Origin of the sequence: Marinomonas sp. S3726 (genome assembly GCF_000967665.1) — a bacterium.
In the GTDB taxonomy this organism is placed as follows: Bacteria; Pseudomonadota; Gammaproteobacteria; order Pseudomonadales; family Marinomonadaceae; genus Marinomonas.
This window is the reverse complement of record NZ_JXYC01000005.1, coordinates 1-23,145: the sequence shown is the minus strand read 5'-3', so window position 1 is coordinate 23,145 and position 23,145 is coordinate 1. Positions and strand designations below refer to the sequence as shown.

Here is a 23,145-nt window from a genome sequence, read left to right as displayed (position 1 = left end):
TCAGGCTTTCTTAGTAACAAAAGCGCAAGACTTTTTCGCTATGTGTTACCTCTATCCTTGAAAAGTCCTTGCTTGCCCCCATTTTCTATTTTAATTGAATTTGGAGTAGATCAATGACAACCATTCTAACAGTACGTAAAGGCAATCAAGTCGTTGTTGGCGGAGATGGCCAAGTATCCCTAGGCAATACCGTCATGAAAGGGAACGCGCGCAAAGTTCGCCGCCTTTACCATAATGAAGTTGTAGCAGGCTTTGCCGGCGGTACAGCAGACGCTTTTACCCTATTCGAACGCTTCGAAGGTCAATTAGAGAAATACCAAGGCGACCTCGTGCGTGCGGCCGTTGAGTTAGCCAAAGATTGGCGTTCCGACAAAGCCCTACGTAAGCTAGAAGCCATGTTAATTGTTGCTAACAAACACAGTACCCTGATCATCACAGGTAACGGTGATGTAGTTGAACCAGAACATGGTGCCCTAGCGATAGGTTCAGGTGGTAATTATGCAGAAGCCTCAGCACGTGCACTGATTGATAACACAGACTTGAAAGCCCAAGACATAGTGGAAAAGAGTTTAAAAATTGCCGCTGATATTTGTGTATTCACTAACCATTCTTTAACAGTGGAATGCATCACAATTGACCCTCAGCTTGAAGATAATACCCAAGCAGTTTAACGGTTATTTACCCCCTAACACCTAGCGGGAAATTTGAATTTATACCCTCATGATGCAGACAAGATCATGATGAATAGCGAAGAGATAAGATTATGAGCAAGATGACGCCAAGAGAAACGGTAAACGCGTTAGACGAACATATCATTGGACAACAATCTGCCAAGAGAGCCGTAGCCATTGCCCTACGTAATCGCTGGCGTCGCATGCAACTTCCAGAAGCTATGCGAGCAGAAGTAACGCCAAAGAACATTCTGATGATAGGGCCAACAGGTGTCGGTAAAACCGAAATCGCCCGCCGTCTTGCGAAACTGGCTAACGCGCCTTTCATCAAGATAGAAGCAACTAAGTTTACTGAAGTCGGTTATGTTGGCCGTGATGTTGAGTCCATCATTCGTGACCTTGTGGAAATGGCAATCAAGATGTTGCGTGAACAAGCAAGCGAGCGTCTACAACACAAAGCAGCAGATGCCGCGGAAGATCGCATTCTAGATGCCCTACTACCACCAGCACGCGGTGTGGAACCAACAGAAGATAGCAGCACTCGCCAAGTTTTCCGTAAAAAGCTACGTGAAGGTCAACTAGACGATAAAGAGATCGATATTGATGTGGCAGCACAAGCCGCTAACGTTGAGATAATGACACCACCTGGTATGGAAGAAATGACTAGCCAGTTGCAAAACATGTTCTCTAACTTTGGTGGCGAAAAAACCACTAAACGTAAGATGAAGGTGAAAGAGGCTCTACGTCAAGTACGTGACGAAGAAGCGGCGAAACTTATCAACGAAGATGAGTTAAAAGCCAAGGCAGTAGAAGCCGTTGAGCAAAACGGTATTGTCTTCCTAGACGAAATCGATAAGGTGGCTAAAAGCTCTGAACGCTCAAGCGGTGAAGTATCTCGTGAAGGAGTTCAACGTGACCTACTACCCTTAGTTGAAGGTTGCACGGTAACCACCAAGTACGGCATGATCAAAACTGATCATATCCTGTTCATTGCCTCAGGTGCTTTCCACTTATCTAAGCCTTCTGACTTAATCCCTGAGTTGCAAGGTCGTCTACCTATTCGTGTCGAGCTTGATGCTCTTACCGTTGAAGACTTTAAGCGTATATTAGTTGAGCCAAATGCCTCTCTCACTAAGCAATATGTTGCCCTTGCTGCTACGGAAGGTGTTGCACTTAACTTCACAGAAGAAGGTATCCACCGTCTTGCTGAAGTGGCCTTTAAAGTAAATGAAACCACTGAGAACATTGGTGCTCGTCGTTTACATACTGTCTTAGAACGCTTGTTAGAAGAAATATCATATTCAGCAAGTGATATGCCAGAAGGCCAGAGTGTAGAGATCACGGCTCAATATGTTGATGAGCAACTAGGTGAAGTGTCTCAAGATGAAGACCTAAGCCGATATATCCTATAATAGTCTGCACTGAGACTGACAAAAGAGGTTCAATTGAACCTCTTTTGTCTTTCTAGCCTAAAAAGTGGAATACCAAATGAGCAAGCCTTTACCCAGCAAAATCCATTACCATAAACAAAGCCGAGAACTTGAACTCATTTTTAATAATGGCTTTAGTTTTCGTTATAGTGCCGAATATTTACGTGTGCATTCACCCTCAGCCGAAGTAAGAGGCCATGGAATGCAGGTACCTATTTTGCAATATGGTAAAAAAGATGTGGCGATTATGAATCTAGAAGCAGCAGGGAATTATGCCCTAAAAATTAGCTTTGATGATGGTCATGATTCCGGGCTTTATAGTTGGGACTACCTATATAATATAGGTAAGAATCATGCTGAACTTTGGTCTCTCTATTTACAACGCCTAGAACAAGAAGGCCAACAGAGACAATCAAGCAGCATTCAATTTAAACAGCTATAACCCTCTAACTCTCACCTTATTTAGGTCCTAAAATATGAGCCTTATTACGCTAGCTGGTTTAAAAGCCGTCGAACATGCAATCAACCTTGCTCTTGTGCAGGATGAGCCTTCTCAGCAAAAACTGAGTAAGTTGGCAGGCCAGCAGATCTTAATTGAAGTCGAAGACTTTAACCTTTTAATTTTGATTCAAATTTTAGAGCAAGGCCTTGCCTTGGGTTTACCAGCAGATGTTAACGAAGCTGGGCTGGATGAAAACCAAGATACCCATGTAAGAGGAGCCTCTTCTGCTTACCGCAAACTGTTAGATGGCGATGGCTTCTTTGACGGAGATTTGCGAATTCAGGGTAACGCCCAAACCCTCATGACCTTACATAAGGTTTCTGCCAATTTCGAACTAGATTGGGAAGGTATTTTAGCGGATAAAATTGGTGATATACCCACGTCATTTATAGCGCCTTTACTAAGAAGTAAATGGCAATGGACCAAAGAAACAGGCAAAAGCTTTAAACTTAACCTAGTGGAATATCTTCAAGAAGAAGCAGACCTTTTACCCACTAAGATAGAGTTTACCAACTTTATAGAAGACCTTGAGCAGTTAGAAACTTCTCTTGACCGTTTAGAAGCGCGTATGCGCTTTGTTAAAAATAAGCTTTAGCCAGTTAAAGATTTGGGCATAAAAAAAGAGAAGCCTTTTGCTTCTCTTTTTATTATAAAATCTTCAATACAAAGTAGGTAAGCAATTACTTACACACTAACATCGTATGCTAAAGGCTGCGTAAAAGTTTCTCTAATCACTTCTGGTTTTACATCCGTTGCAATCAAGAAGTGTAGCTTGGCAAATGCCGCTTCATAGGTCATATCTAAGCCCGAAATCACACCCGCTTTGACCAGTGCAGAACCTGCAGCATAAGTTCCGGCAGAAACCGCACCCGCGCCACACTGGCTTACATTAACAATAACGCAGCCTGAGTCGCTGGCCTTTTTCAACAAAGCTAAAAATTCTGGATTAGCATCTGGACCATTACCCGCCCCATAAGTTAACAGCACTGCCCCTTTTATAATGCCTTCTTTGCCTTGAGGGAAAAGCAAAGATTCAATTTGCGCAGCTTGTAACCCAGGAAAAATAGGCACTAGGGTAACAGCATCATTTTGCATGTGAGGAATCTGAATCAGTTCACCTTTTTTAGTATGCATTTTGCGCCAATTCCACTCTATCCCCAGCTCGCCTCTTAGTAAGGCATTAGGTGATGAGAAAGCCTGCAATGCGCTAGTATTTGCTTTATGAGCACGAGCCCCTTCTATCAACTTACCACCAAAGAAAAGAAATACACCACTAGGCCCTTCTAACAAGGCATCCAAGGCGCCGTAAACATTATCTAATGCATCGTTACGGCTTTTAAACATAGGAATTTGAGAGCCAGTGACAACCACAGGCTTAGACGGATTCTGTAACATAAAGGCTAGAGCCGATGAGGTATACGCCATGGTATCCGTTCCATGTAAGACCATGAAGCCATCATATTCTTGCCATTTAGATTGCAGATCATTGGCTATCGCCACCCAATCAGACGGGGCGGCATTGGAACTATCGATAAGCTCTGGGTAACAGTGAACAGAAAATTCATGCTCTGTGCTGTATTGAGTTAACTTTTGCAAAACCACATCAGCAAAAGCGGCATCTGGCACATATCCATGATCGGATGGCACCATACCAATCGTGCCACCTGTGTAAGCCACATAAATTTTCATACTCTTCCCCTAACAAATAAAATCAGTTTAACGCGCTAGAAGCTTACTGATATCACGCCAAGGTGCAAGTTTTTGTCACCTCTAAGGGAAGTAAATCATGCTCTGCTTAAGTTCGATAACCACTGACCATTTGATTCAGTTCGCTAGCTAGGTGATAAACGTTTTCACTGGCTTGATCAGTCTCTACTATACCGGCGGTTGTTTGCACCGTAAGCTCTGAGATATTAATCACACTACGACTGATTTCTTCTGAGGTTTGTGCTTGCTGCTCAGAGGCCGCTGCTATCTGGGTGTTCATATCAAAAATGTTATCCACGCTTTTCACAATTTGCTCTATTGCCGCCATATTCTGCTTGGTACGTTCTTCGCTTAAGTTCATGTCCTGCTGACTCTCTGTCATAACAGCCACGGACTGACTCGTACCTGATTGCAGGCTTAAAATCAGATTTTGAATCTCTTCAGTTGATTCACTGGTACGCTGAGCCAAAGATCTCACTTCATCAGCAACCACAGCGAAACCACGGCCGCTCTCTCCTGCTCTCGCCGCTTCGATTGCGGCATTCAAAGCAAGCAAATTAGTTTGTTCTGCTATACCTCGAATCACATCTAACACCATGCCAATGTTGCCTGAATCTAACTCTAGTTGATGAATAACCTTAGAAGCTTGAGCGATACTGCCAGATAAGGTGGTGATAGAGGTCCCTGCTTGATCCGATAAGTCACGTCCTTCAAACGCTGCATTCTTCGTCTGCTTGGCTTCATCTGCCGCACTATGAATGTGCTGAGAAATCTCTTTTGAGGTTGCTAACATTTGCTCTACCGCGGACGCCACCATAGTGGTTTGCATTTCTTGTTCCTTGGTATGTTCTCGACTCTGCTTAGCCGCCACAGAAGACTGCTCAGCGGCACAAACAAGTTGATGAGAGATATCCTTAGTATTAATAAAAATATGCTGTAACTGGCGCACAAAGCGGTTAAACGACTCACTTAACAAGGCAAACTCATCATTCCCTTTAGCATTAAGTTCTACGGTTAAATCAGCATCCCCATCAGCAATATGCTTAAGGTGCTCGTTTAATGAGTTTAATCGCTTAGTGATAAGGCGAGTCGTCATTAACAAAAGACAGACACTAATAAAACTTACCCCTAAAAAGACCATCAAATTAACCCAGCTAGCTTGCTTCTCTACTTGCTGAATTTCTGCTTTTAAGGTCACATCTAAATTATTAACCAGATCAACAGTGGTCGTTGCGGACGCTTGCATCAACCCCTGCAACCCTTGGGTTTGTGTCAGACCTAAGGCTTCATAAGCCTGTACTAGCTGAGTAAAGGCAGATTGATAACCACGTATACTTAAGATGAGTTGTTTTTTGGCCTGACTAGGTAGTTTGCTTGTGGTGATATGCACATAAAATAACTTACTTTGGCGTTTATGTTGGGCAAGATAAAGCGCATCTTTACGCAACATAAAGTTTTTTTCCAAACGACGTAACGTCAACATATCTAACATTAGCTTTGAGTCTGCATTCGCCATCAGCAGAAGTTCTTCCGCCTTTAATATACTGCCTCTTAACTTAGCTTGCAGACCTTGATCTTGGTTTAAGCCTATTTCAGTGTGTCTTTGATAGATACCAATAAAGTCTTGCTGATACTCTTCAAGACTGGTTTTTAGCTCATTAAATTCCTGTGACTTATCAACGCCAAATTGATTAAAACCCAGCTCCACTTTGGCAATTTTATTTGCTAAAGCTTGATACTCTTGCTCGAAGCCTTGATAACTAGCTAGATTGAACTCTGTTAGAAAGTCCTTTTCATATTGACGCAGCATGAGCATTTGGCTATTTACTTGGCTTAAATCTACCGCTAAGTCCTGCAAGTCAGACATTTGGTTAGCGCGGTATGTGGCCATACTAGACAAAAGTAAAAAAGAGCAAACCACTAACCCTGTGATAAACATTAGTTTGGCGCGCACTGAGTAGTTCAAACGTATCTTCATGACTATCCTTATCTTCACAACATAACTCACGAATACCTTTACACTAGCTAGCTTGGTGTGTGTGAAATAGGCAAAAAGCAGCCAATATCCATGCCAATAGATGCAAAGTCTAAAGCCTAAGATTAAAGGAATTATTAGTTCTGCTTATTGATTTAGAAGGAGGTTCAAATAATCAAAATAGAAGTTGTGTCTGAACTTGATTCAAAACAAAAAAAGCCAACCCTAAGGTTGGCTTTTTATCTTCAAATACTGCTTTGGGGCAATACTTTACATACGCTCTAAGGTTTCAATCCCTAACAAAGATAGACCCTGCTTAAGAGTAGATGCCGTATTTAACGCTAACTGTAGTCGGCTATTTTTCAGCTCATCTTCCACATTCAGAATTGGACAAGCTTCGTAGAAAGTCATGAAGGTGCCAGCAAGTTCGTACAGGTAAGCACATAAATTATGAGGCATACCATCATTAGCAACCTGTTGAACGGCTTCTTCGAATTGCATCAATTTAACCGCTAAAGCACGTTCTTGAGATTCAGCCAGAGAAATATCGCCGGTCAAATTTGCGACATCAATTTCAGAGCGGCGCACTATGCTGGCAACACGAGAGTAAGCGTAAAGCAAATAAGGCGCTGTGTTACCTTCAAAGCTCAGCATAGTATCCCAGTTAAACACATAATCACTGGTACGGTTTTTCGATAAGTCAGCATACTTAACTGAGGCAATACCCACTACTCGGCCTATGTTAGCTAGCTCGTCTTCTTCCATTTCTGGGTTCTTTTCAGCCACCAGCTTATACGCTCTGTCTTGTGCTTCTGCTAGCAAGTCAGATAGCTTAGCCACTGTACCAGAACGCGTTTTAAAAGGTTTACCATCGGTTCCCATTACGGTACCAAAAGGCATGTGCTCTAAACTCGTTTCAGGTTTAACGAAACCGGCTTTACGGCCAAGGGTATAGATTTGTTGGAAGTGCAAAGATTGGCGCGCATCAACAAAATAAAGACCACGGTCAAAGTTCAATACATCTTGGCGATATCTTAGGGCAGCCAAATCAGTCGTTGCATACAAGAAGCCACCACCTGTTTTCTGTACAATAACCGGGGTAATTTCACCTTCTTTATTAGCAAACTCTTCCATGAAGACACATTGCGCCCCATTAGACTCTTGCAATAAGTTTTGCTCTTCAAGTGCCGCTATCACATTAGGTAAGTCATCGTTATAAGCACTTTCTGGCATCACATTTTCACGCGTTAAAGACACACCTAGTGTTTTGTAGGTTGCTTCACAATGCTCTAAAGAGATATTGATAAATTCCTGCCATAGAGCAAGACATTGTTCATCACCTGATTGTAGTTCGACAACCAGTTCACGGGCACGAGCAGCAAAGGCTTCATCTTCATCAAAGCAGGTTTTCGCTGCACGGTAGAAGGTCTCTAAATCAGACAGAGCCATGCTGATTTCAGTATTTTCTTGACGCAGTCTTTCCATATACGCCAACAACATACCAAATTGTGTCCCCCAATCACCCACGTGATTTTGACGCACAACATTGTGGCCTAAGAACTCAAGCGTACGAACAACCGCATCACCAATAACTGTCGATCTTAGATGACCTACGTGCATTTCTTTGGCTAGGTTAGGTGAAGAGTAATCCACTACTATAGTTTGCGCTTTTTCTACTTGCGCGATATCTAAACGGGCACTCTTACGCAGGCTAGCTAAGGCACCTGACATCCAATCATTTTTCAAGAAGATGTTAATAAAGCCAGGACCTGCAATCTCAACCTTGTCAGCAACATCAGACAAATCTACTAGATCTAAAACTTTCTGGGCAAATTCGCGAGGGTTAGTTTTTAGCTTTTTTGCTACGCCCATCATGCCATTAGCTTGATAATCACCAAATTGAACCTTGGCAGATTGACGAACAAGTGCAGGGGCATCATCAGCCGCGCCTGCCGCAACCATAGCCTGTTGGATACGGTTATTAAGAAGGGTTTGAATATTCACTGAAAGTCTTTCCTATTGACGTTGTACTAGCTGACTTAAAGGTGTTTTAAGCCTGGCTCTATGACGACGTTTTCACGATAAATTTATTGCACATATGATAACCGATTTTACCTTAATAGCTAAAGTGGCGATTCACATTTACAGCTGAGTTAAAGTAAATGTGTTGCAATAAAATACAGCCTTACTTGGGCTGATCGTACTGCAAACTATTAGATAACCATTGCGCAAAAACCTGCATTAAAGGCGTTCGCCCCTCGGGCCTTGTAAAAATAAGATGATAGCCATTATTCGAGCTATGACTGTATTCGGGGAAGGCGACTAAGATACCCGCCTGCACCAAGTCATCGACCAAGGGTGACCAAGCAAGACTCACCCCTTGCCCAGCTAAAGCAGCCTGTACTAGAAGGGTAAAATTATCTGATTCTAACTGAGCACTAACACCGTTCAGCGTTAAGCCATGCTCATGGGCCACATCATCCCAGTTAAGCCAAGGTTTTCCATTCAGGGCATTTAGCTTTAATAAGGGTAAGTTTAAAAGATCAGCCAAAGAGTTAATCTGCTTACCTGCGATCAAGGCTTTACTGCAAACAGGAAAGACTTTTTCACTAAGCAACTGATAACTATCATGACTATGGGAATGATCAGCGCCAAACAGGATAACTATGTCAGCTTCACCCTTATTTTCTACTTCAGGCGCTTGAGATGTTTGCAGCCGAATATCCATATCAGGGAACTCATTTTGATACAAATTTCGGAACTCACTAAGCTTTGGCATCAGACCATAAGTTGCAAAAGCAAAGTCTGTCCCCACTGTTATGCGATTATTTTGTGGTTGTTGGCGAATATCATCGCAAACAGACGCGAGTGATTGCAGGCTTTTTTGTGTCGCTAATAGCAACTTGTTTCCCGCTTCGGTGAGCTCTACGCCTCGATAAATACGCACAAACAATAAACAGTTTAAATTGGCTTCAAGGCCTCTAACCTGCTGACTGATAGCCGGTTGCGTTGTTCCCAGCTCTCTTGCTGCACGGGTAAAACTTAGATGTCTCGCCGCTGATTCAAAAACGACCAAACTTTGCAGTGGTGGTAACGTTTCATTTGTTGGCATAAGTTCATCTTATCCGAGTCATAATATTTTAGTCAGTTTACAGGAGATTTCCTAAGGTTCAACCTAATACACAAGGCTAGAAGATGCATTAAGCATTAGTTGTATTTATTTAACTTTGTCACTTTTTAACTTTAAAGCAGGTTGAGCTCATGAAAAATAAACAACCCAATATATTATTCTTAATGGCAGACCAATTGGCTGCATCAGCATTGCCCATTTACGGCCATAAATTAGTCAAAACACCTAACCTTGAAGCGCTTGCTAACGAAGGTGTTGTTTTTGATTCGGCCTACTGTAATAGCCCTCTTTGCGCACCATCTCGTTATGTTTTAATGACAGGGCAGTTACCCGCTAAAATTGGCGCATTCGATAATGCTGCGGATTTACCTGCCGATATTCCCACCTTCGCCCATTACCTACGCCAACAAAACTATCAAACCGCTTTATCTGGCAAGATGCACTTTTGTGGGCCAGAGCAGCTTCATGGCTTTGAAGACAGGCTAACCACAGATATTTACCCAGCAGACTATGGTTGGTTCCCTAATTGGGATAACCCAAGCACACGCCCAACTTGGTATCACAATATGAGTTCGGTCACTCAAGCTGGCCCTTGCGTTCGCACCAACCAATTAGATTTTGATGATGAAGTGACCTTTCAGGCAAAACGCTATCTGCATGATTATGCTCGCGGTAAACAAGAAAGACCTTTCTGCCTCACTGTTTCTCTTACACACCCTCATGACCCTTATGCTATTCCAGAAGAGTATTGGAACATGTATCAGGATGAAGACATTGAACTACCTAAAATAGATATTCCAAAATCAGAGCAAGACCCTCATTCGTTAAGGCTGCAAGATGTATTTGCCTATGATGAACAGCCCATCACAGAGCAGCAGATTAAAAATGCCAGACGCGCTTATTATGGTGCTATTAGTTATGTCGATGACAAGGTTGGTGAGGTGCTCAAATCCCTAAAAGATTGTGGCTTAGATGAGGATACCATCATCGTCTTTTCTGGTGATCATGGTGACATGCTGGGCGAGCGTAACCTTTGGTACAAGATGTCCTTCTTCGAGGATTCAGTACGCGTACCTATGATAGTTCACTCGCCTAAACGCTTTACGCCTAAACGTGTTTCTGAGTCAGTGTCGACCATGGACTTATTGCCTACGTTTGTCGATATCGCCTCCAACAAGACAAAGCAAGATTATGCGATGCCAATTCAAGGTCGCAGCATAATGCCTCACCTTGAAGGCACAGGTGGTCATGATGAAGTGATTGCAGAATACTTTGGCGAAGGCACTATCGCCCCTTTGTTTATGATTCGTCGCGGGGATTACAAGTACATTTGCTGTGACCAAGACCCAGACCAACTCTTCAACCTTAAGCTTGATCCTAAGGAACTAAACAATCTCGCCAACGACTCAGAACATCAAGCATTGGTTAAACAGTTTAGAGCAGAAGCAGCTGAACGTTGGGATCACGAAGCCTTAACACAAGATGTACTTATCAGCCAACGTCGCCGCCGATTAGTGGTTGGCGCGCTAAATAAAGGCAAAAAGAAAACCTGGGACCACCAGCCTTTCTTTGATAGTGGCGAGCTTTACATGCGAAACCACATTGATCTTGATGATCTTGAAGCAAGGTCACGCTTTCCAAAAGTCGATTGATTTACTTAAAACAATAACAACACAAACCGTTAAACGGCTATTTAAACGACAAAGGAGTTTCCTCATGTTGCAGATTTTACCTTATCGTCCTCTTGCGAAAAGCGTTGCCCTTGCGACCTTAGCGCTATCCGCTAGCTTAAGCTATGCCCAAGAACCGAGCCAATGCCAGAAAGTGACTTTCTCTGACCCTGGCTGGACGGATATTGGTGCGATCAATGGTATTACCAGTACCATTTTAGAAGGTCTGGGTTATCAAACCGAAGTATTCCTACTAGGTGTACCTGTTGGCTTTGAAAGCTTAAAGAGCGGTGAGATTGATCTCTTCATGGGGAACTGGATGCCAGCTCAATCAGGCTTTATTGATCAATATAAAGGGGATATCGACCAGATTCGCACCAACCTTGAAGGCGTAAAGTTCACCTTAGCTGTCCCTGAATTTGTATATGACGCAGGGGTGCAAAGCTTTGCCGATTTACACAAGTTTGAAAGTAAGTTTAGAAGTAAAATTTACGGTATCGAAGCCGGTGCACCAGCCAATCAAAACCTGCAAAAAATGATAGATAGCAATGATTTTGGCCTAGGTGATTGGAAGGTTGTAGAGTCAGGCGAGCAGGCCATGTTGACTCAGGTAAATCGCTCAGTGCGTCGTGACAAGTTCATTGTTTTTCTCGGTTGGGAGCCTCACCCGATGAATGTTAATTTTGATCTTAAATACCTTTCTGGCGGTGATAAGTATTTTGGCCCTAATTATGGTGGTGCCACAATTCACACTCTAAGCCGTAAAGGCTATAGCCAAGAATGCTCAAATGTAGGGACCTTAGTACAAAACCTGAAATTCTCTTTAACCATGGAGAATGAAATAATAGGTGAGGTTTTAAATAATGCAAAAAAGCCAAAAGACGCAGCCAAAGAATGGCTTACAGCAAACCCAGATGTCTTGAACACTTGGCTTGAAGGTGTAACAACCTATCAAGGCGACAATGGGCTAGCAGCGGTGAAACAGCATCTCGCACTTTGATTTTAAAGGCTTAAGTTTGTTGGTAAGGGCAAGCTAGTTCCTATACTTCCCCTCTTTTTGTGTAGCGCTAATACCTTTCCAACAAAAAAGCCCGAAAGTTTTCACTTTCGGGCTTTCCTATTCTTAACATTCAAAAAGCATTAAACCAAATGCGTTTTAAGCTGTTATTTAAAGAACAACTGGCACGCCTGATTATTGGTTTCATCTTGATAAGGATAACCTAAAGCATCAAGATATTGCGTCACATCCGTCTCTTCTCCAACGGCTTGCAAGCCAACCAACACACGACCATAAGCGTCACCATGGTTGCGATAGTGGAACATAGAGATATTCCATTCACCACCTAAGCTGTTTAAGAATTTCAACAAAGCACCAGGGCGCTCAGGGAATTCAAAACTATAAAGCAGCTCGCCTTTTTCACTCCTTAAGTGACCACCTATCATATGACGAATATGGACCTTAGCGGTTTCATCGTCGGTAAGATCAACGATTTCATAGTCTTTTAAATCGTCTAATAAATTCTCACGACTATGAGGGTGACCACCTAACTGAACACCAACAAAAATGGCGGCTTGTTCTGGATCGCTATAACGATAGTTAAATTCAGTGATATTACGTGTTTCTAGCGCTTGGCAGAAAGAGCGGAAACTACCTGGGCTTTCTGGAATTTTCACAGCAATAATAGCTTCGCGCTTTTCACCTAACTCAGCTCGCTCAGACACATGGCGTAAACGGTCAAAGTTAACATTAGCACCCGAGTTAATCGCAATAAGGGTTTGACCCTTAGCACCTGTTGTTTCTATGTACTTTTTAAGACCCGCTAAAGCACAAGCACCCGCAGGTTCTGTGATGGCACGAGTATCATCGTAAATGTCTTTGATCGCAGCACACATTTCGTCAGTTGTGACTGTGATGACATCATCAACATTATCTTTAGCGATAGCAAAAGTATTACTACCAATAATGCCAACGGCTACGCCTTCTGCAAAAATGCCGACCTGATCAAGACGCACTGGTTCGCCCGCTTCTCTTGCCGCTTTAAAACAAGCGGCATCTTGTGGCTCGACTGCAATCACTTTTATGTCAGGACGCAAATACTTGATATAAGAAGCGACGCCGGCCAGTAAACCGCCACCGCCGACAGGAATAAAGACAGCGTCTATCTTGCCAATATGTTGACGTAAGATCTCCATACCAATGGTGCCTTGGCCCGCAATGGTATCTAGATCATCAAATGGGTGAACAAACACTTGACCGGATTGCGCCATGATCTCCTGTGACTTCGCAAAGGCTTCATCATAAGCATCACCATGCAGAACAACTTCAGCTCCCCAACCTCTAACGGCATTTACTTTCACGTCAGGTGTTGTAGCAGGCATGACAATTGTGGCTTTCACCCCTAGCTTTTGTGCAGCTAGTGCTAAACCTTGTGCGTGGTTTCCGGCTGACGCTGCTATCACCCCATTTGCTAATTGAGCAGGTGATAGCTGACTAATTTTGTTATATGCCCCACGAATCTTAAAGCTGAAAACAGGCTGTAGGTCTTCACGCTTTAAAATAATCTCATTACCAAAACGATTACTAAGTTGTTTGGCACGAGCGAGTGGTGTTTCTACAGCTACGTCATAGACGTTCGCTTGTAGAATTTTCTTGATGATTGAATGAGGCATAGTCTTTCCTAAAGAACATATATCTAGTATTAGCTTGGCATTATCGCCATCCATCACGAACAAAAGTTCAAAACAGAGCAAGAAATATACCGATTAACGGCGCTGCTATCAAAGGCGAAAGTCGTCTAACCTAATATTTTCTAGTGATATGAGTAACATTAGCGAATTTATCCCTTTATAATGGCCAGAATCTCGTATCAGGCTTATTTTAAGAGTCACTAAATCATACGAACCACCAGCCCTCTAAACAAAGGTTATGCAGAAAATGACGCAAGACGAATTGAAACTCGCCGTTGCCAAAGCCGCGGTTGAATACATACTTCCCCTTCTTGAAGACGACACCATTGTTGGTGTAGGAACAGGCTCAACAGCGAACCTATTCATTGATGAACTAGCTCAGCACAAACTTAAGTTTGAAGCGACTGTTGCCAGCTCTGAAGCGTCTGCAGAACGCCTTAAGTCTCACGGCATTCCTGTATATGATTTAAATAGCGTTGCAGATATCGCAGTTTATGTAGATGGTGCTGACGAATCTAACAACCACCTGCATTTGATTAAAGGTGGCGGTGCTGCACTGACTCGCGAGAAAATAGTGGCAGCCGTCAGTAAACAATTTGTTTGTATTGCAGACCAATCTAAATTGGTAAATGTGTTAGGTGATTTCCCGCTACCTGTTGAAGTGATTCCTATGTCACGTAGCTATGTTGCTCGTGAATTAGTAAAACTTGGCGGTGACCCTGTGTACCGCGAAGGCGTTGTGACTGATAACGGCAACCAAATTTTAGATGTGTATAACCTAAAAATTGAAGATGCTGTTGGCCTAGAGAATAAGATCAATAGCATAGTGGGTGTGGTAACTAACGGCTTATTTGCTAGTCGCCCAGCTGATGTCCTACTACTAGGTACAGAAGAAGGTGTTAAAACTTTAAAAGCCTAGCTTTTAGATAATTAGCAACCTGAGAAAGCCGACTATTTTTAGTCGGCTTTTTTATATCTCACCTTTTGCCACTCGCTTTGACTAAAAGCTGCTGACACCCAAGTCTACCAGTGGCATAATTTCGACAACTTTGACTCTCATCCCCACTATTAAGGTAGATTTCTGTCATGCAAAGCTTAAACAGCGTTTTAGCATCAAGTTCTGTTCCCGCGTCTTTACAAGAGGTTCTGCAACTTTTAAGCAAAACCTGCATTGATATTTCAGGCAAACTTCAACAGGGCTCACTTGCCGGTATTCTCGGTATGGCAGGTAATGAGAATGTACAAGGTGAAGAGCAGAAAAAATTAGATGTCATCTCTAATGATATGCTTAAACTTGCGCTATCCGCCTCGCCTTCTGTTCGTGCAATTGCCTCTGAAGAAGAAGATGACATAGTGCCTGCAAATACAGACGGCGAATACCTTGTGGCTTTTGACCCTCTTGATGGTTCTTCAAACATTGATATTAATTCAATGGTAGGCACCATTTTCTCTATCTATCGTCAAACAGGTGATCAAGCAGCGACTGAAGCTGACTTTTTGATTCCAGGTCGTGAACAAGTTGCTGCAGGCTATGTACTTTACGGCCCTTCAAGCATGTTGGTTTTCTCCACAGGTGATGGCGTATCTATGTATACCTACGACCCAAGCCAAGGCGAGTTTATTCAAACGATTGAAAAAGTCAGTGTTGCGCAAAGCACTCAAGAGTTTGCTATCAATATGTCAAACCAACGTTTTTGGGCACAAGGCATGCAGAATTATGTAAATGATTTAGTCGCTGGTACAGAAGGCCCGAGAGAAAAGAACTTCAACATGCGCTGGGTCGCTGCAATGGTAGGAGATGTTCACCGCATTCTTTGCCGCGGTGGTATCTTTATCTACCCTTGGGATAACAAAGACCCAAGTAAAGCGGGCAAGCTACGCCTTATGTATGAAGCTAACCCTATGGCAATGCTAATCGAGCAAGCTGGCGGTAAAGCACACACTCATACTGACCGTATTCTAGACATCCAACCTGACGCTATTCACCAAAGAGTGGCAGTCGTATTAGGTGCGGCGCAAGAAGTAGAAACTTGCTTAAGCTATAAGTAAGTCTACGGATAACAAAAAGCCGATAATCAGCCTCTGATTATCGGCTTTTTAATTGTTAAAAACTGTCCTTAAAAACTCTCTCACAAGAGATTAGTTCTCAGGTTAATCACTCTTTTACTAGAGGGTCCTCAGGCAAACTCATTTGCCAATAACCAACATCCACCCATTGCCCAAACTTATAACCCACTTTCTCAAAGTGAGCGACTTTCTTCATGCCAATTTTCTCATGCAATGCGATACTGGCATCATTAGGTAGCGCAATGATTGCTAAAAGATTTTTTATCGGTCTTCTACTGATGGCATCTAACAAAGCTTGATAGAGACGTGTCCCCATCCCTTTACCTTGCGCTTCTGGCGCTAGATAAATTGTGACTTCGTGACTAAATCGGTAAGCACTACGAGCTTTCCATGGAGTGCAATAGGCGTAACCTAATATAATAGCCTTGTCTTCCAGTACTAACCAAATACCTGCACTTTTATCCGTTTCTTGAATTCGCAATAGCATAGCTTCTTGGCTTATCTCCTCTTCTTCAAAAGAGATAAGTGTATTAGCCACATAATGGTTATATATTTCGGCTAATTGCGCCGCATCATTGATGGAAACGGATCGAATCAAGGCTATCACCCTAAGCAGTAATTGATTTAATCCAAAATGGCATATTCTTCATACTGGCCCTAGGCTCACCTCTATCTCGCCATGCAAATCTGGCAGTTAACTCGGTTGCTTTGAAACCTTGTAAATGCCAAAAGTTATCCAATGTATGGTAATTCTCAGGTTTTAGCTCAGTGTAGTTTTGTCGATCTACCGTACAAAATGCCAAATACTCATATTGCTCTTGCTGAAGCGCAATCTCTTCTCTTAAACGGAAGAAAATAGAGCCGGCACCTTGTCCTCGATATTCAGGCAAAAGAACAGATTCAGCAAAATAAAAACCTTTACTTAAATCCCAGCCCGCTTTTAAAAAAGGTTGTTGGAATTCTGTTTTTGCATGGTTTAAAGGCAAGCAACTCGCTGCACCTACAACAACGCCTTTATCAAGTGCCAACACAAAAAAGCAGTCTGGCTTAGCTAAGTAAGCCTGTAAATAGTCAGCTTCGTACTCTATCTCACCTTCATATAAATAAGGGTAGTCATAGAACACCTTAAGTCTCAGTCTTGCCATATCTGGTAAATAAGCTTGCATAGCAGGCCCAGTTACACACAAATAATCAGTAATCTGTTTGCTCAACTTGTTTTACCCACTCAGCTAGATTGTAATAACTCGTCACCCTGACAATCAGGTTGTCACGTAACTCAAAGAAAGTGCCGCCCTTGATCTTATAATACTGACCGTTTGCTTCTGGTAGAGAGAACTCACTTTCTAAATAACGGCCTTCTACCATAAACTCTGCCGCCGCTTTATTACAGGATTCATCAAACATAATCGCAAGTTCTGAAATTTGTTCATCATAGTTGCGATTGACGCGATTCATAAAAAAGCGAAAGGCCGTCTTTCCCTGTTCCTGCACGCCTTCATTCACATCATGTATGACATCATCTGCCAGTAAATCAAAAAACGAAATCATATCCTTTTCATTCAATGCTTGATAATAAGCACGAATAATCGATTCAGCTGTCTTGCTACTCATATTAAAAACTCTGACTAACGGTCTTTTGAGTAAAACATATTGCTCAATACTTAGGTCATGACATGCCGCAACCAGACAGCTTTTCTTCGTTAATGAATAAACTAACACGCTTTCGTAAGTTGTTCAGCTATTATGCAAATAATCTAGTTAAGCCACTTTTTCAGATTGGCTGACTTTAGCAGGTAAGCTTTTTACAAAAGCAAAACTCATGTCTAACCATTGCTTCAGCTCTTCATCTGATTCGATTAACTCTGCTTCAACACAAACAACATCGGCCATAGGACGGCCAACAAAATCGAATTGTTTGACATAATTTTTAGCAAGTGATTTTGCATAATGCTCAGGCCCAATACGAGCCAATAAGCTATTTCCAATTACACCAATACACATATGACGATTGAATAAGAAGCAATAACCGCCAAACATTTCCTTTTCTTGAAATTCTAGAGAGGGGTCAAATATCGCCTTAATTCTTTGAACTAATCCTGTTTCATACTTCATGTGCACCTACCTTTACTAAATAAACAAATGTTTCAGTAAAACTGCGTTCCTTGGGTATAACTTCCTGTCCTACCTTTAAAATATGCGCAAATTTTAAACAGATAGCCAATAGTTTTAGGTAAAAAAAAGCAATGACGACCCCTAGATCGTCATTGTTATTCAAAAGATGAACCAAGATGGGAGACGGGACTTACACTAAATTTAACTTACTTCCACAAAGGTTTTTCTAGTTCATGAGCAACATCAGCTTGAGATAAGCCTATGTCTTTTAAAGCCGCTTGATTAAGCCTGCCTAGCTGCTTTCTAGTACGCCAGTTGTGGTTAATTTTGTTCATTAATTTAGAAAAACGACTCACAAGATTTTCTAAACCATTAGCCCTCAGGCAATCTACTTGCGTTAAATCGAGTTTTTTCTGTGTTGATGTTAGTAAAGCCATAACTTTTTACCTCACTGTTGTGTTTTTCTATAGCGTCATAATCGGTCAAAACATAAACACTGACAAACGAGAAAACTCAGGTCATAATTAAGAAAAACTTAACTATCAAGTGAAGAAAAATGAAAAATTTACGCTTACCGCCTCTTAAATCTTTACATGCATTTCGTCATGCAGCTCAATGCTTAAGCTTTAAGGCAGCGGCAGAGCAATTGAATGTTACTCAAGCCGCTATTAGCCAGCAGATAAAAACACTAGAACAGTCTTTAGAGATAGAGTTATTTGAAAGGCATACTCGTCAGGTGATACTGACCAGTGAAGGAGAATACCTGTTCACTTATGTAGAACAGGCTTTCAACCTATTAGAACAAGGAGTAAGGGAGATCATAGAGGATCCACATCCAAACAAGCTGGTTATTAGCACACTTCCTTCTTTCGCAAGTCGCTGGCTAGTTGCCCGTTTAGGCAAATTCCAAGCCGAAGAGGATATCAATATTCAACTGAGCCCTAGCTTGGCCGTAGCCAGTTTTCAAGATCAAGATTTGGATTTATCCATTCGTTTTGGTCAAGGTAAATACGAGGGACTTAAGTCTGAACTATTGTTTGAAGAATGCTTAATCCCTGTTTGCCACCCTTCCTTGATTGATCCAAAACAAGCGATAAAGCCTCAACTCGCTAAGCTGCCTATCATTGCTGACAATGGCCCTGATATGGAAGCCATTTGGCCTCTATTTCAAGAACACATCGGCTGTAAGGATGAAAAGATGCCATCTCGGCTTCAGGTGTCTGATTCAACTGTATTAATTGAGGCTCTGCTTTCTTGCCAAGGTATAAGTATGATTCGATATAGTTTGGTATATGAGCTTATCAAAAAGGGTCAACTCATTAGCCCTCTCCCCTTATTCATGAAGTCCCGATATAACTTCTTTTTAGTCGCACCAGCGCCACACTTTAAATACGATAAAATAAACAACTTTAGGCGTTGGCTTAAAAATGAAGTAAAAGAGATTCAACACAGCTGGAAGCAGTATTGTGATCAAACAGAGGGGCAGTACGAAGTATTATTCAAAGAAAACCACAACCCATAATGGGTTGTGATCTTTTTATGTTCATACGTTAAAGCGAGATACCATGCTGGTTAAATCATCACTTTGGTGTTCTAGGTTAGAAATGGCATTACGGTTATCTGCCACAGCTTTAGAGGTTTCATCAGACAATACAAAGATACGTTGAATATTCGCGCTTATTTCATCTGTAACTTGTGATTGCTCCTCAGATGCAGCAGCAATTTGCATATTAAGATCTGCAATAGTCTGCATTTCACGCGAGATTTCGATCAAGGCATTTTCTGCATTTTCAACTAGCTTAACAGCCCCTTTACTCATATCTTCACTTGAGCCCATAACTTTAACCGCTGACTCTGTACCAGTTTGAAGGTTCTCAATCATAGAACGAATTTCTTCCGTACTATGCTGAGTCCTCCCAGCTAAGGTTCTCACCTCATCTGCAACAACAGCAAAGCCACGACCTTGCTCGCCTGCTCGTGCCGCTTCTATTGCCGCGTTCAACGCTAATAGATTAGTCTGATCCGCAATCTCACCAATCACGCCTACTATTTCACCAATACGGTCAGATTGAGTCTTAAGGTCAGTAATAACAGACATGCCATTTCTCACTTCAACAGCCAGATTCCCCATACCATTAGACGCTTCTGCTAGAGAGTTAGAGCCTAGATCAAATTCTCTCTTTGCATGATCAACAGCTGTTACAGCATCCGCAGTATTAGAAGCGACCTCATGGGCAGTACTCGACATTTCTTCAACTGCTGCCGCTAGCATTTCAGTTTCATCCTTTTGTTGTTGAGTACGAGCAGCATTGCCTTGAGCATTACAAGTAATTTGCTCTAAGCCAGACTCAAGGTTTAGAGACAGCTTACGTATGTCTGCAATCAATCGAGACATGTTATCCATAAACTTGTTAATCTCGCATGCCAAACCACCAAACTCATCATCTTTACTAATTTCAATTCGTTTAGTTAAATCAGCATCCCCTTCAGAAAGGTTATGAATAGCAGAGAAAAGAGTCTTTAGCCTATCATTTACAAAACGGTTCAACCAAAACACTAGGCCTAAAATCACGATTAAAGCGATTACGAGTATTGTTAAGTTGTAAAAGGAGCTATTCTGAGTACTCTCCTCGAACTCTGTTGTTAAAGTATCTACCCTTTGCTGATACTCAGTCTCTAAAGTTGCAAAACCCTTAATCGCAGGCCCATCAGATATCTTCACGGCTTTATCAAGCTGCTGTATATCTAAACCTTGTTGCTTCAAGTTTTGTACTTGGTAAGTAGCATCTAGGTACTTTTTTAAAGTGGATTCAATATCATTCAAGGCATTTTTCTCTGCCTGATTAATACCGTTTAATTCACGATAACTTTTTGCCGTTTCAACCACTTTTGCATAAGCAGTTTCAACTTGAGTGACATATTTTGGTGTGCCTCGTAATACATAGTTTTTAAAGCTATGAATCAATGAGCCATAACCTGCATCCCGAGACATTTTCAACAATAAAGACTGCCTAGCGAGAGCTGAATCTTGTAGCTCTTGCCAGCTTTTTTGGTGAGTATTCGAAAGACTATTCTCTATGATTAATAGTGTTGAGAAAGTAACAACAATCAATCCGATGAAAACGTAAAACCTTTGCCTAAGCGTCATTTTTTGTTACCTCGCAGTCCGTATATTAGCCAAAGCAATAATAGAACATTGGGTAAACATAAATTTGAGATAGATCAAGCTTTTCCATTATCTCTGCTTATAGTTTATTACAGCAGTAGCGATCTAATCTTTCATATAACAAGTGCGCATAAAAAATTTCAATGTATCTATACAGAGGATTTCAAGCTGCAAATTTAAGAAGTTAATACTGATTCAAAGCCTTAACTGCTAGAATAAAGGCAAATTTATCCCACCTACAAAAATGGTTATTTATGAAACTACTAGTCCGTAATATTGCTCGTAATACTAATGAAGAAGAACTACGTGCTTTATTTGAAGAATTCGGCACTCTACAATCTTGCACACTTGTACTTGATAAAGACACAGGGGAGTCAAAAGGTTTTGGCTTTGTTGAGATGCCAAAGATTGGAGATGCAAAACTTGCAATCAAGAAGCTCAATGGCAAAGAAATTGATGGCAGCAAGTTAAGAGTTAAAAAAGCTGAAGATAAAGCAGCAAACTAAGATCATTAGGAGGTTAGATAAAAGCCTTATCTAACCTCTTAGTAGCTGCATAGGCACAAAGCGAATTCCGTTAAATTCAGACTCCACACCTTCAACATTAAACCCATAAGCCAAATAAAACGCTTTAGCATTCACTGAGGAACGTAAGCTAATTTCTTTTTCGAATGTTTGAGCTAACACATGATCCAATAAAAGCCGACCTGCACCTTGCCCTTGTATCCCTTTCGCGACGAATAAATGAGTTAGATAGTTACCATCTCGTAAAGCAGAAAAGCCCACGAGCTTTCCATCTGATACTAGCTTGACGCTGTAAAAATTAACCCTATTTAAAGTTTTCTCTATATCAGGTAGAACTCGGCTAAGAAACTCAGATTTACCTTCTTCATTAAAATGCGGTAATACATCTTGCTCTGAAACAGAGAGCACCAACCCCTCCACTTCTTCAAGATCTTCTCGTGTCACTCTACTAATTTTCACATCAAACCTTCCTATCAAAACATTCATTTATATTGAAACCTTAGAAAGCGAAAGTCTAGATAGAACTAGATTAGGTAAAGGTATTTAAGTCTTGATAACAAGCAATGACTAAATACTTTAAAAGTTAGCAGGAGATACTAAAGCCTACAAAGAAGGCCTCCTTCACAAGCATCAACGATGTTACTTTTCACTTTAGAATGAAGAACAAGAGTAATTATATATACCTGCAGCATTAGCTCTATTTTCTGTAATGACTTCTACAATCGATAAACTAGCTATTACGCCGTGTTTTCGTTCTGGATAATACCAAACCACTTTTGTTCCATTTACACATGTATAAATATTTCCGGCGGCATTTATAGAACATTGATACCATGTTTCCGGCATGCCTTCCATCACACCCGTGTTCCTAATTTTTATTGCTGATATTTCACCAGAACTTTTAGCCAAAGTGAGGATAAAGCGAATTGAACTTGCATTAGTAGGAAAGCTTTTACTTCCATCTATATCAGCAGAGGACCCAGCCATACATGCCAAGGGTTCATTTTGTTCGTTAGCCAGCGCATTGGAAAGGTAAAAAAGTAATGAGGCTAAACATATAAAGAATTTAATAAAACTTCTCCTTCTTAGCGTGGTATTTTCAAAACAACATAATACTTTGATAATGTGTATGCTCGATTTTCAGATCTGATCCACGTACCCAAAACGCTACAATACCTCACTGGCGCGGTTACTTTTGTGCTCTTTACATAACTAATTGATTTTAATTAATTAAAAAATGAACACAACAACAAGATCAATTACTCTAAGCAGATGTCAGTGCAAAACGGTTAGAAGAAAGTATGACTCTATCTAAAACTTGGCTCGTTCATGCCCTACGTAGAAATGCATAGCCTTGAGCTCCAGATCAAGTATGTTGGCTAGTATTGAGTGCCTAGCCAGCAGAGCTGGCGAGTATGCATTCCCACGAAGGATCATGGGAACGAGAGATAGGTTGCTTATGATGTGTCTTTCGATAAATTACAGGCAAAAAAAAACCAGTCA

Annotated in this window: 23 protein-coding genes; 10 read left to right on the top strand and 13 right to left on the bottom strand. The window is 41.6% G+C overall.

Features of this window, described 5'->3' with window-relative positions; genetic code table 11:
- Positions 1-113 precede the first annotated feature (113 nt).
- From hslV to TW85_RS04745, 4 genes are all read left to right on the top strand, one after another.
- Entirely contained in the window at positions 114-671 is a 558-nt protein-coding gene (gene hslV, locus TW85_RS04760; protein WP_046015957.1) for an ATP-dependent protease subunit HslV, read from the top strand.
- A 92-nt stretch (positions 672-763) separates the two neighbouring features.
- Positions 764-2,083 carry an ATP-dependent protease ATPase subunit HslU gene (gene hslU, locus TW85_RS04755; RefSeq protein WP_046015956.1) on the top strand — a complete coding sequence of 440 codons (1,320 nt, stop codon included), beginning with the start codon at positions 764-766 and terminating at the stop codon, positions 2,081-2,083.
- A gap of 76 nt (positions 2,084-2,159) precedes the next feature.
- Positions 2,160-2,543, top strand: coding sequence for a DUF971 domain-containing protein (locus TW85_RS04750; protein ID WP_046015955.1), 384 nt, complete (start codon positions 2,160-2,162; stop codon positions 2,541-2,543).
- Between the two features lie 34 nt (positions 2,544-2,577).
- Positions 2,578-3,198, top strand: a complete 621-nt coding sequence (locus TW85_RS04745) for an SCP2 sterol-binding domain-containing protein (protein WP_046015954.1) — start codon at positions 2,578-2,580, stop codon at positions 3,196-3,198.
- Positions 3,199-3,287: 89 nt separating this feature from the next.
- On the opposite strand, the gene TW85_RS04740 is transcribed toward TW85_RS04745, so the two are convergent.
- From TW85_RS04740 to TW85_RS04725, 4 genes are all read right to left on the bottom strand, one after another.
- A complete protein-coding gene (locus tag TW85_RS04740; RefSeq protein ID WP_046015953.1) occupies positions 3,288-4,292 on the bottom strand; it encodes an asparaginase domain-containing protein in 1,005 nt (334 codons plus the stop codon).
- A gap of 106 nt (positions 4,293-4,398) precedes the next feature.
- Entirely contained in the window at positions 4,399-6,288 is a 1,890-nt protein-coding gene (locus tag TW85_RS04735) for a methyl-accepting chemotaxis protein (RefSeq protein ID WP_046015952.1), read from the bottom strand.
- 267 nt (positions 6,289-6,555) lie between these two features.
- Positions 6,556-8,289, bottom strand: coding sequence for an arginine--tRNA ligase (gene argS, locus TW85_RS04730; RefSeq protein WP_046015951.1), 1,734 nt, complete (start codon positions 8,287-8,289; stop codon positions 6,556-6,558).
- Between the two features lie 181 nt (positions 8,290-8,470).
- Complete coding sequence (locus TW85_RS04725; RefSeq protein ID WP_046015950.1) at positions 8,471-9,397, bottom strand: LysR substrate-binding domain-containing protein; 927 nt, start codon at positions 9,395-9,397, stop codon at positions 8,471-8,473.
- A 149-nt stretch (positions 9,398-9,546) separates the two neighbouring features.
- On the opposite strand from TW85_RS04725, the gene betC reads away from it, so the two are divergent.
- Together betC and TW85_RS04715 are read left to right on the top strand one after the other, a co-directional pair.
- Positions 9,547-11,067, top strand: coding sequence for a choline-sulfatase (betC, locus tag TW85_RS04720; protein ID WP_046015949.1), 1,521 nt, complete (start codon positions 9,547-9,549; stop codon positions 11,065-11,067).
- Between the two features lie 64 nt (positions 11,068-11,131).
- Positions 11,132-12,085 carry a choline ABC transporter substrate-binding protein gene (locus tag TW85_RS04715; protein WP_046015948.1) on the top strand — a complete coding sequence of 318 codons (954 nt, stop codon included), beginning with the start codon at positions 11,132-11,134 and terminating at the stop codon, positions 12,083-12,085.
- A gap of 164 nt (positions 12,086-12,249) precedes the next feature.
- Here TW85_RS04715 and ilvA read toward each other — a convergent pair whose 3' ends face one another.
- Positions 12,250-13,755: a threonine ammonia-lyase, biosynthetic gene (gene ilvA, locus TW85_RS04710; protein ID WP_046015947.1), complete on the bottom strand. Its 1,506-nt coding sequence runs from the start codon at positions 13,753-13,755 to the stop codon at positions 12,250-12,252.
- Between the two features lie 265 nt (positions 13,756-14,020).
- On the opposite strand from ilvA, the gene rpiA reads away from it, so the two are divergent.
- Positions 14,021-14,692 (top strand): ribose-5-phosphate isomerase RpiA, encoded by a 672-nt coding sequence (gene rpiA, locus TW85_RS04705; RefSeq protein WP_046015946.1) that lies wholly within the window; start codon positions 14,021-14,023, stop codon positions 14,690-14,692.
- Positions 14,693-14,859: 167 nt separating this feature from the next.
- The gene (locus tag TW85_RS04700) at positions 14,860-15,822 is read left to right on the top strand and encodes a class 1 fructose-bisphosphatase (RefSeq protein WP_046015945.1); all 963 of its coding nucleotides are present in this window, start codon (positions 14,860-14,862) and stop codon (positions 15,820-15,822) included.
- A 106-nt stretch (positions 15,823-15,928) separates the two neighbouring features.
- Here TW85_RS04700 and TW85_RS04695 read toward each other — a convergent pair whose 3' ends face one another.
- The 5 genes from TW85_RS04695 to TW85_RS04670 form a co-directional block, all read right to left on the bottom strand.
- Positions 15,929-16,438, bottom strand: coding sequence for a GNAT family N-acetyltransferase (locus TW85_RS04695; protein ID WP_046016065.1), 510 nt, complete (start codon positions 16,436-16,438; stop codon positions 15,929-15,931).
- Between the two features lie 10 nt (positions 16,439-16,448).
- Entirely contained in the window at positions 16,449-17,051 is a 603-nt protein-coding gene (locus tag TW85_RS04690) for a GNAT family N-acetyltransferase (RefSeq protein ID WP_157196888.1), read from the bottom strand.
- Positions 17,032-17,451: a ketosteroid isomerase-related protein gene (locus TW85_RS04685; protein ID WP_046015943.1), complete on the bottom strand. Its 420-nt coding sequence runs from the start codon at positions 17,449-17,451 to the stop codon at positions 17,032-17,034. Before TW85_RS04685 ends, TW85_RS04690 begins: the two co-directional genes overlap by 20 nt.
- Positions 17,452-17,598: 147 nt before the next feature.
- Complete coding sequence (locus TW85_RS04680) at positions 17,599-17,952, bottom strand: TfoX/Sxy family protein (RefSeq protein ID WP_046015942.1); 354 nt, start codon at positions 17,950-17,952, stop codon at positions 17,599-17,601.
- Between the two features lie 206 nt (positions 17,953-18,158).
- The gene (locus tag TW85_RS04670) at positions 18,159-18,389 is read right to left on the bottom strand and encodes a DUF1127 domain-containing protein (protein ID WP_046015940.1); all 231 of its coding nucleotides are present in this window, start codon (positions 18,387-18,389) and stop codon (positions 18,159-18,161) included.
- 119 nt (positions 18,390-18,508) lie between these two features.
- Here TW85_RS04670 and TW85_RS04665 point away from each other — a divergent pair, with 119 nt between their 5' ends.
- Positions 18,509-19,474 carry a LysR family transcriptional regulator gene (locus TW85_RS04665; protein WP_046015939.1) on the top strand — a complete coding sequence of 322 codons (966 nt, stop codon included), beginning with the start codon at positions 18,509-18,511 and terminating at the stop codon, positions 19,472-19,474.
- 21 nt (positions 19,475-19,495) lie between these two features.
- On the opposite strand, the gene TW85_RS04660 is transcribed toward TW85_RS04665, so the two are convergent.
- The gene (locus tag TW85_RS04660) at positions 19,496-21,100 is read right to left on the bottom strand and encodes a methyl-accepting chemotaxis protein (protein ID WP_052701873.1); all 1,605 of its coding nucleotides are present in this window, start codon (positions 21,098-21,100) and stop codon (positions 19,496-19,498) included.
- 272 nt (positions 21,101-21,372) lie between these two features.
- Between TW85_RS04660 and TW85_RS04655 the strand changes: the two genes are divergently transcribed.
- A complete protein-coding gene (locus tag TW85_RS04655; protein WP_046015938.1) occupies positions 21,373-21,624 on the top strand; it encodes an RNA-binding protein in 252 nt (83 codons plus the stop codon).
- Between the two features lie 30 nt (positions 21,625-21,654).
- Here the strand turns inward: TW85_RS04655 and TW85_RS04650 are convergent, their stop codons facing one another.
- Positions 21,655-22,101, bottom strand: coding sequence for a GNAT family N-acetyltransferase (locus tag TW85_RS04650; protein WP_046016063.1), 447 nt, complete (start codon positions 22,099-22,101; stop codon positions 21,655-21,657).
- A gap of 192 nt (positions 22,102-22,293) precedes the next feature.
- A complete protein-coding gene (locus TW85_RS04645; RefSeq protein ID WP_046015937.1) occupies positions 22,294-22,629 on the bottom strand; it encodes a hypothetical protein in 336 nt (111 codons plus the stop codon).
- Positions 22,630-23,145: the final 516 nt, after the last annotated feature.